Source organism: Verrucomicrobiota bacterium (assembly GCA_037139415.1).
Taxonomy (GTDB): Bacteria; Verrucomicrobiota; Verrucomicrobiia; order Limisphaerales; family Fontisphaeraceae; genus JBAXGN01.
Genome location: JBAXGN010000254.1, coordinates 1 through 8,890 on the forward strand (window position 1 = coordinate 1; position 8,890 = coordinate 8,890).

Sequence of the window (8,890 nt, forward strand, 5' to 3'; positions counted from 1 at the left end):
TGGCTGCCGGACAATCATGACGCTTGTGATCAAATTCATCGCAGGGAACATATAAAGGTAGGTTCGCGTCCCCTATTTCCCAGCGCGAACCAACCTTGGGCTGAAGGCCACATCCCCGTTGGGGATGATTGAAAAAGGTTTAAGGCGTCACCTCCGTTGCCGATATTGAATATGTGAGGTCGAATAACCGGCCCCACTTAAAGCATTAAATTGTTATGTCATTTGATCCCACCAAACCGGAAAATAACTCATTGATCAGAGCTGCAGAGTTGCGCGCCCAATTCAACGGCATCAAAGCGGAGTTGGATGAGCTGCGGGCGCAAATCGCCGCCCTCCCCGCCGAACCGCCCGGACCGAAGGGTGATAAGGGTGATCCCGGCGAAGTCACCGCCGCACAGTTGGCGGAAGCACTGAGCAACCTTAGTGCGGCCCTCATTGCCAATAGCAGCGCGAACAGTAACGGGGTGATGCCGATGGATTTCGCCGTGAGCGATCCGCCGACGCAATGGGAGCTGGGCACGATCTTCAACACGATCAATGCCTTGATCCTGGCCTTGCGCCGGTCGGCGTGAAGTCAAGGTCGCGTTGCATCATGGGAAAATGTTGCCGGGTAACATTAAAATAGCCGGGCGCCAGGGCTGCATTAAGCGCGTTGGCATTCCGGTATATTCCCGCGCCGCCATTCTGGCATGAAAGAAGCGGGGACTACTTGAGCAATATTTCCCGGGCCCGGGCAACATCGCAGGTGATCTGCGTTTGTAATGCCGCAAGGCTGGCGAATTTAGATTCCTCGCGAATTTTTTGGCCGAAGATGACTTCCAGTTCCTGACCGTAAAGATCACCGGTAAAATCGAGCAGGTGGACTTCGAGACGGGGCAGGGGAGTCGGCGAGGCCAGGGTTGGACGGTTGCCGAGATTCAATACGGCGGGATAGGTCTTATTCTGCCACAACACGTGCGCCGTATAGACTCCCAAGGGGGGGAGCAACAGGTCGAGGATGTCTAAATTGGCGGTGGGGAAACCAAGTTTGCGTCCCAATTGATCGCCCATCTGAACTTTGCTGAAGACGGAGTAAGGTCGGCCCAGCATCTGGCTGGCGTCGGCGAGTTGCCCGGTTTGGATGTGCTGGCGAATCCGGGTGCTGCTGAGGACCAGGCCGTGGTTGTTGATCGGTTCCAATCCGTTGACGTTGAAGCCATGCCGGGCGCCGAGTTCCTGCAAGAGTGCGAGGTTGCCGCGGCGTTGATGACCAAAGAAAAAGTTGGTGCCCACGCTTAAACTGCGCAAGGTGCCGCATTCATGGACGAGCCGCCCTACAAATTCCTCGGCGGGTTGCCGCGAGAATTCCAAGTCGAAATGGTAGAGCAAGGTGGCATCGGCACCCAGGCTGGCGAGGGTCTTGAGTTTGTGGGCCAGCGTATAGATGAGTTGGGGGGCGCTTTGGGGGTGGACCACGCTTTGGGGATGCCGGTCAAACGTGATGACCACGGTTTGGGCGGCGTGCGCACGGGCGTCCAGAATCATGCGCTGAATGACTTGCTGGTGACCAAGGTGAACCCCGTCAAAAACGCCGATGGCCGCGCAGATTGGTTTGCCAATCCCACGCAACTCCATTGGTTGTGACGCCACGAGCATCGGGAGGACCTATTCCATCTGGAGCAGTTTCAGGAAGGGCACGACGTGGCGCTCCAGTTCTGCGGCGCTCCATCGCAGTGCCGTGTCGAGCGGGGTGGCGTTGGCAACATCAAATTGGCCGGAGGCGGTGCGGCGCAGGGAATTCAGATGGGCGCCGCAGCCCAGACGTTGGCCCAAGTCATGCGCGATGGTGCGCACGTAGGTGCCCTTGGTGCAGGCCACGCGGAAAGTCCCCACCGGCTCCTGATAGTGCAGGAAACGAAAACGATAGATATGCACCAGCCGTTCTTTGCGTTCGACTTCAATGCCTTTGCGGGCCAGCTTGTATAAGGGCACGCCATCCATTTTGATGGCGGAAACCATGGGCGGCAACTGCATCTGGTCCCCCTCAAATTTCTCAGCGGCCTGGTTCAATTCGTCCAGCGTCATCAAGGGCACGAGTTGGGTGCCGGTGATTTCCCCGTCGGCATCATAGCTATCGGTAGTTTCGCCGAATTTCATGGTGCCTTCATAGACTTTGTCCGAGCCCATGAGTTTTTCGGAGAGTTTTGTGCCGCGTCCCAGCACGATGATCAACAGGCCGGTGGCGGCAGGGTCCAGCGTGCCGCAGTGGCCGACTTTTTTGATGTCAAACTGGCGGCGGAGTTCGGCCACCACATCATGCGAGGTGGGGCCGGATGGCTTGTCAATCAACAACGCGCCGTCAAGTGGGGTGAATTCGTGCATTATTTCGCTTGGTCGAGGGCTTTCTTTACGGCTGCAATGACCCGCCGCTGCACGGATAACGGGCGGCCGGGAATACGGGCTCCGGCTGCTGCCGGGTGTCCGCCGCCGCCAAACTGGCCCGCCACCAAATTCACATTCACGTGCGCGCTTTTGGAACGGAAACTCAGGCGGGTTAATTCCGGCTCCAGTTCCTCCAGCAAAACGGCGACGACGACTGGTTCAATATCCCGGATATGATCAATCAAACCTTCGCAATCCTCGCGATTCGCTCCGGTGCGCGCGAAATCGGCTTTCTTCAGCCAGAGATAGGCAATCTGGTCATGATGCGTCAGGTGGAATTTGTTATAGACGTGACGCAGCAGGCGAACCCTGGAGAGTGAGAAAGACTGGTACACTTCGCGGCAGACCTTGGAAAGGTCCGCTCCTTTTTTCACCAATTCAGCCGCGACGTGATAGGTGGAGGGACGCGTGCTGGGATATTGGAACGAACCGGTATCGGTCGAGATGGCGGTGAACAGGCAATCCGCAATCCGGTTGGTAATGGGCCAGCGGGCTTCCTTAAGCAGGCGGAAGATCAACTCGCCCGTGGATGGCTCGCGCGGTGAAACCCAATTGATGTCGCCGTAGCGTGAATTACTGGCATGATGATCAATATTGATCAAAACCTTGCGATTTTTGATCCCCTCGGTTGCGGAACCCAAACGTTCGAGCGTGGCACAGTCGAGCGCGATGACGCAATCAAACGCACCGTTGCATTTCGGCTTGTGCAGAATTTTATCAGGGTCCAAAAAATGCAGTTTCTGGGGCACCGCGTCCTCATTCCAGCACGTCACCTCTTTGCCTTGCTCGCGCAACGCCAGGGTCAGGGCCAGTTCGGAACCGATGCAATCCCCATCGGGGCGCAGGTGGCCGACAATGCAAAACGAGCGATGCTGCTCAATTTCGCCCAGAATGCGATCAATGATTTTCGGGCGCGCCTTCATTTGGGGGCTGGGGTTTGTCGAGTTCGTCCAGGATTTGCAATACCCGGTTACCCCGGGCGATGGAATCGTCCACCACAAAACGTAATTGGGGTGTGTATTTCATGGTGAGCGACCGGCCGAGTTGGGATTGGATCAGCCAACGCCGTTCCTGAAGCAGGGCAGTGCCGCGCTTCAATTGGTCGGCACCGCCCAGAATGCTGACGTAGATCGTGGCGTGCTGCAGGTCGGCGGCAACATGCGCTTCATTGACGGAAATGAGGCCGGCTTCGGCCACCGGCAGTTCGCGGCGAATAATTTCGCCGACCTCGCGCTTCAATAATTCGCGCACGCGTTCGAGGCGCAGTGACATGGCAATAAATATAGCTTAGAGCTTTTGGGCGACCTTCTCGATGGAGTAGCTCTCAATGCTGTCGCCCGGAACAAACTCGTTGAAACCATCAATGCGGATGCCGCACTCCATGCCGGCGCGCACTTCGCTGACCTCATCCTGGAAACGGCGCAATGATTGGATCACCCCTTCATACACCAGGCTCTTGCGGCGCATGATCCGCGCCTTGCCGCGAACCAAACGGCCAGTGGTAATAACGCAACCAGCCACATTGCCGCCTTTTGAAAGTTCAAAAATCTTGCGTACTTCCGCCGCGCCAATCAGGGTTTCCTTGATGATTGGGTCCAGCAGACCGGCCATGGCCTCCTTCACCTGGTCAATCAATTCATAAATGATGGCGTATAACTTGATTTGCACGCCTTCGCGTTTCGCGACATCCATGACCCCGTTATCAATGCGGGTGTGGAAACCCAGCACGATCGCGTTCGAGGCCGACGCCAGCAAAACATCAGACTCGGTAATGGTACCCACCGCGCTGTGAATGACTTCCATCGCCACTTTGTTAGATTCGATCTTTTTAAGCGATTCCACAATGGCTTCCATCGAACCCTGGGTATCGGTTTTGACAATCACCTTGAGCACTTTGTTGGAAGTGGCGTCCAAAGTGCTGAACAGGTTTTCCAGCGTTACCTTGGTGCGGGTTTCCGTGCCTTGCAACCGCAGTTCCTGCACGCGTTTTTCGGCGTCTTCACGCGCCAATTTTTCATCCTTATAGACGCGGAACTCGAGTCCGGGTTCCGGCACGCCATTGAGCCCCAAGACTTTCACTGCCACGGATGGGCTGGCTTCCTTGTGGCGTTTACCGTCTTCACTGATCAGCGCCCGGACCTTGCCATAAAACTGATCGCACAACAGGATGTCCCCGATCTTCAGAGTGCCCTTGCGGACGAGGACCGTGGCGGTGGGGCCGCCCGGCTCCAAGCCGGATTCGATCACATTGCCCTTGGCCATCCGGTTGGGGTTGGCTTTTAACTCCAGCATGTCCGCTTGGAGCAAGATCATTTCCAACAGTTTGTCCACCCCCTGTTTGGTTAGGCCGGATACATCCACAAAGATGGTATCGCCACCCCATTCATCCCATAACAGCGCTTTATCGCGCAGTTGCTGACGCACTTTCAGCGCGTTGGCGGCCGGGTGATCCATCTTGTTTACAGCGACAATGATCGGGACCTTGGCTGCCTGGGCATGGCTGAGGGCCTCCAGGGTTTGGGGCATCACCCCATCATTGGCAGCCACTACCAGCACCACAATGTCAGTAACATTCGCTCCGCGCGCCCGCATGGCGCTGAAGGCGGCGTGTCCCGGTGTATCCAGAAAGGTAATTTGCTGGATCCGTTTTTTGTCCTCGGGATGCGGAAAACTGATGGTATAAGCGCCAATGTGCTGGGTAATGCCACCGGCTTCCCCGCCCGCCACATCCGACTGGCGAATACAGTCCAGCAAGGTCGTCTTGCCATGGTCCACGTGGCCCATGATGGTGACCACGGGCGCGCGTGGTTTCAACTGCTCCGGTTTATCTTCCGGATCAATGTCCTGAGTCTTGACGATGACTTTCTTGACGCCTTCACCCTTGGCCCGTTTTTCCATCTCAAATTTGAAGCCATGCTTGGCGCAAATTCGGGCGGCCACCGCTTCTTCGATGGCTTGATTTACCGTGGCGAAAACGCCGGCTTCCATGAGATCGGCGATGATTTGAAACGGCTTGCGCTTCAACTGCTCGGCCAGGTCCCGCACAATAATCGGGGCCTTCATCGTGATAACGACGGCGTTGACTGGCGCTTCGTAACGTGATTCGCCGCGTCCGCCGCCACCGCCGCCCGGTTTTTGAGGGTGTCCGCCGCGTTGCGCACCGGGTTGATGACGCTGGAATTTAGGATCGGGTGCCCGCTGTCCATGGTTGGGCCGGTTATCCCGCCCATCGTTGCGGTTGCCATCTTGACGGCCCTGGCTGGGGCCGGGTTTCACTGGTAATTTAACCGAGCCCACTTTATCGCCTGGTCGGGGTCCCGGTTTTGCTGGCAGTTGGATAAAGCCCACTTTGTCCCCGATTTTTGGCGCGGGCGGTGGGGGCGGAGATGGCGGTGCTGGAGGCGGCGGGGGAGCAGAAATGACTTTAATCTCCGGCGGCTCGGCCATCACGCTGGCTGGCTTTTCAACCGGAGCGATCACTTTTGCCGTTACTGGCTCTGGCGCATACGCCTGCGTTACTGGAGGAGCTGCTGGTGGAGTCGGCGGTGCCACCGGGACGGGAGCGGGCGCGGGCGGAGCGGGTGGTGGTGGTACCGGATGTATATCTTGAGGTGCTGCCGCGACGGGCGGCGCTACGGGCGCTGGTTGCACAACGGGCGCTGGCGGAGCTGCGGCCTCTTTGACTGGCGCGGGTGCTTCAATGGCTGCCGGAACTGGTGCGGGTACCGGTGGTGGCGGCGGCACTTCAGAAACAGCTACGCTGGTTTCGGCTGGTTCAGATGCCGACGCCGGTGCGGTTGGCTCGGCTGGTACTTGTGGTGGTGGCGGCGGTGGTGGCGCGATTACACTTTCGGCTGGGACCGGATTCGTGTCCGGTACTGGCGCGAGTGTGGCTGCGATCAGGAGGGGAAGATGCTCTTCCAGATACTCGGCGGTGATCTTGTCCAGCGTGCTGGACGGTACCTTGGCGCCAACAATGCCCAGTTCCTTGGCTTTCGCCAAGACCAACTTGCTTTCGATTCCGTGCTTTTTTGCTATGTCGTATATCCGAACGGGCATAATATTTTAGTTCCGCCGTAATTTCATCGTGGCTGTTGCCGCTAACTGGCTCAATCGGCTGAATCTCAGCCTTTGAGTGCTCCGTCGAGTTAAATGGATTGTCGGTCCGCCTCGGTTTTGGCGGCACTCATGATGACTAGCGCCTGATCTCCGATTTCGGGAATTTCGGCCAAGTCGTTCACGTCCGCCTGTAACAGATTTTCAAGGCTGGTGAAACCGTGATGCACCAGCACATCCGCATGTTGCTTGGTGATCCCGGGGATGGCCGCCAGCAAATCCACCGCATGGGCGACCTTTTCCTCGAACCCGACGGTGGCGACGTGTTCTGCCTCGATGTCCACATTCCAGCCGGTTAACCGCGAGGTCAGGCGGGCGTTTTGTCCCCGTTTGCCGATGGCCAACGATAACTGGTCTTCACTTACCAGGACACGCACATAGCGGCGGCCTTCATCCACTTCAAATGCTTTTGCCTTGGCCGGTGCCAGCGCGTTGGTCAGAAAATTGCGAATATTGGGGTCCCAGCGAATGATGTCCACCTTTTCATTGCTGAGTTCCCGCACGATATTCTTCACCCGCTGCCCCCGCAGCCCCACACAGGCGCCCACCGGGTCCACATTCTCATCACGGGTCCACACGGCCAGTTTGGTGCGAAAACCGGGTTCTCGGGCGATGGCCTTGATTTCGATCGTTCCGTCGTTGATCTCTGAAACTTCCCGGCGGAACAATTTAACCACAAATTCCGGGGCGGCTCGTGAGAGGATGATTTCCGGCCCCTGTGGGCCATTCTCGACCGCTTTCACGTAACATAGCAGCCGTTCACCCACTTGGTATTCCTCAGTGGGCACCCGTTCGCGATTCGGCAGCAATGCCTCGTATTTGCCAAGGTCAATGGTGACATCCGAACGTTCAAAGCGGCGCACCACACCATTAATTATATCGCCCACGCGGTCTTTGAATTCCGCGTAAATCATTTGTTTTTCCGCCTTGCGGATGTGTTGAAGCAATGATTGTTTGGCGTACTGCGAAGCGATGCGGCCAAAGTTCGCCGGCGTCACTTCCACTTCCAACTCTTCGCCCAATTGGGCGTCGGCCTTGATCCGGCGGGCATCAAACAACGAAATCTGGTCATGCTTGGCCAGCACTTTTTCCGATACCACCAGTTTGGCAAAAGCCCGGATGTCGCCATTCTTCTGGTCAATGGTGCAGCGCAATTCCCGGGCGGGCCCCACCGCCTTTTTAGCGGAGGCCACCAAGGATTCATGCACCGCCGTGATCAGAACTTCACGGCTGATGCCTTTTTCGCGTTCCCAAAAATCCAGTACTGTTAAAAAATCAGCGTTCATAATCTGTCGTGCCGGCATTGCCATAGGGAACAAAAAAGTCGGTAGAAATTGATTCTCCGACTTCCGCGCCCGTGCCGAAAATGCCAGCTATACCTATATTTTGCAGTGACTCTATCTGGTGCCGTGTCTGGCGTCAAGTTGCATTTCAACTCTCCACTTTTGTCCATCGCAGATCGCATTGAACCACCCTGCAAGTAAGCATAGACCAAAAAGAGGGGGTTTTGGAGGTAACATCCGGTATTCATTCCTCACGGCTTATGCGCATTCGCGGCAAAATCTGTATCGGTGACTGCATTGTCCTGCTGGAATTTCATCTATGTGGTAACATTAAGCACAGACCTGAGCGCGTATTTTCGCGCGTCTCCGTGGGAATACGTGACTGGATAACATTTTTGGATTGGATAAACATCATTGAATCAAATACGGGAACCAACGCAGTATATGAAACCGGCCAACTTGCTAGTATGAAACTGGGATACATCGGCAGCACTGGTGGGGTTGTGTCCTATCACGAGCTGCAAAACGTGTTCATCAATGCCACCGTCGGGATTCCTTGGGACAACAACAGCGGGGATAGCCGTTGGAACACTGCGAGCAACTGGCATTTGGATGGAGTGCCCGTTGCAGGGGCCGAGATCGTGTTTGAAAACACTTATGTTCAGAGCGCTCAGACGATTGATTTTGGGAGGCGTACAGATCGTGCGAGGCGTCTCGTTTTATGCTGACTTTCCCGCCTTTCATCGCACGTGCGAGTGCGGTGGAGAACGGTAATCATAGCCTTTGGTCACATTATGGCCGACTGGCCTTATTTTTGAGGTGGTTCAGCTTTACTTTTTGCCGATAAGTGGTATATTAGCGGTACAGAATTTTATAAATGAATCTTGGACTAGCAAACAAACACTACTGGGTGTCAGCCTGTGTAGTGTGTCTTTGGATGAGCCTGTGGCAGGTCGTCCAAGGGGCGGTCGTGTTTCCCGGTGAATTTGCGCCGGGCGGCAACTGGTCGGCGGCACCGGATCGGGGCAGCATCACGATGGACTCGACGAGCATTGTGATCACCGGGCCGA

General features: G+C 56.3%; 8 protein-coding genes. 2 read left to right on the plus strand and 6 right to left on the minus strand.

The window, feature by feature from the left end; genetic code table 11:
* Window positions 1-215: 215 nt before the first annotated feature.
* Window positions 216-572, plus strand: coding sequence for a hypothetical protein (locus WCO56_27265; GenBank protein ID MEI7733301.1), 357 nt, complete (start codon window positions 216-218; stop codon window positions 570-572).
* Between the two features lie 133 nt (window positions 573-705).
* Here WCO56_27265 and WCO56_27270 read toward each other — a convergent pair whose 3' ends face one another.
* From WCO56_27270 to nusA, 6 genes are all read right to left on the minus strand, one after another.
* A complete protein-coding gene (locus WCO56_27270; GenBank protein ID MEI7733302.1) occupies window positions 706-1,635 on the minus strand; it encodes a bifunctional riboflavin kinase/FAD synthetase in 930 nt (309 codons plus the stop codon).
* Between the two features lie 9 nt (window positions 1,636-1,644).
* A complete protein-coding gene (gene truB / locus WCO56_27275) occupies window positions 1,645-2,361 on the minus strand; it encodes a tRNA pseudouridine(55) synthase TruB (GenBank protein MEI7733303.1) in 717 nt (238 codons plus the stop codon).
* Window positions 2,361-3,344 carry a bifunctional oligoribonuclease/PAP phosphatase NrnA gene (locus WCO56_27280; GenBank protein MEI7733304.1) on the minus strand — a complete coding sequence of 328 codons (984 nt, stop codon included), beginning with the start codon at window positions 3,342-3,344 and terminating at the stop codon, window positions 2,361-2,363. Before WCO56_27280 ends, truB begins: the two co-directional genes overlap by 1 nt.
* Window positions 3,319-3,693, minus strand: a complete 375-nt coding sequence (gene rbfA / locus WCO56_27285) for a 30S ribosome-binding factor RbfA (GenBank protein ID MEI7733305.1) — start codon at window positions 3,691-3,693, stop codon at window positions 3,319-3,321. The genes WCO56_27280 and rbfA overlap by 26 nt, the downstream gene beginning before the upstream one ends.
* A 15-nt stretch (window positions 3,694-3,708) precedes the next feature.
* Window positions 3,709-6,480: a translation initiation factor IF-2 gene (gene infB, locus WCO56_27290; protein MEI7733306.1), complete on the minus strand. Its 2,772-nt coding sequence runs from the start codon at window positions 6,478-6,480 to the stop codon at window positions 3,709-3,711.
* 89 nt (window positions 6,481-6,569) lie between these two features.
* Window positions 6,570-7,823 carry a transcription termination factor NusA gene (gene nusA / locus WCO56_27295; GenBank protein ID MEI7733307.1) on the minus strand — a complete coding sequence of 418 codons (1,254 nt, stop codon included), beginning with the start codon at window positions 7,821-7,823 and terminating at the stop codon, window positions 6,570-6,572.
* A gap of 257 nt (window positions 7,824-8,080) precedes the next feature.
* Between nusA and WCO56_27300 the strand changes: the two genes are divergently transcribed.
* Window positions 8,081-8,548 (plus strand): hypothetical protein, encoded by a 468-nt coding sequence (locus tag WCO56_27300; GenBank protein ID MEI7733308.1) that lies wholly within the window; start codon window positions 8,081-8,083, stop codon window positions 8,546-8,548.
* The last annotated feature ends 342 nt before the right edge of the window (window positions 8,549-8,890 follow it).

Excerpts from the sequence above, each read along its gene's own strand:
- WCO56_27265 (MEI7733301.1), top strand. The coding sequence starts at position 216 with ATGTCATTTGATCCCACCAAACCGGAAAATAACTCATTGATCAGAGCT.
- WCO56_27270 (MEI7733302.1), bottom strand. The coding sequence starts at position 1,635 with ATGCTCGTGGCGTCACAACCAATGGAGTTGCGTGGGATTGGCAAACCA.
- truB (MEI7733303.1), bottom strand. The coding sequence starts at position 2,361 with ATGCACGAATTCACCCCACTTGACGGCGCGTTGTTGATTGACAAGCCA.
- WCO56_27280 (MEI7733304.1), bottom strand. The coding sequence starts at position 3,344 with ATGAAGGCGCGCCCGAAAATCATTGATCGCATTCTGGGCGAAATTGAG.
- rbfA (MEI7733305.1), bottom strand. The coding sequence starts at position 3,693 with ATGTCACTGCGCCTCGAACGCGTGCGCGAATTATTGAAGCGCGAGGTC.
- infB (MEI7733306.1), bottom strand. The coding sequence starts at position 6,480 with ATGCCCGTTCGGATATACGACATAGCAAAAAAGCACGGAATCGAAAGC.
- nusA (MEI7733307.1), bottom strand. The coding sequence starts at position 7,823 with ATGAACGCTGATTTTTTAACAGTACTGGATTTTTGGGAACGCGAAAAA.
- WCO56_27300 (MEI7733308.1), top strand. The coding sequence starts at position 8,081 with ATGCGCATTCGCGGCAAAATCTGTATCGGTGACTGCATTGTCCTGCTG.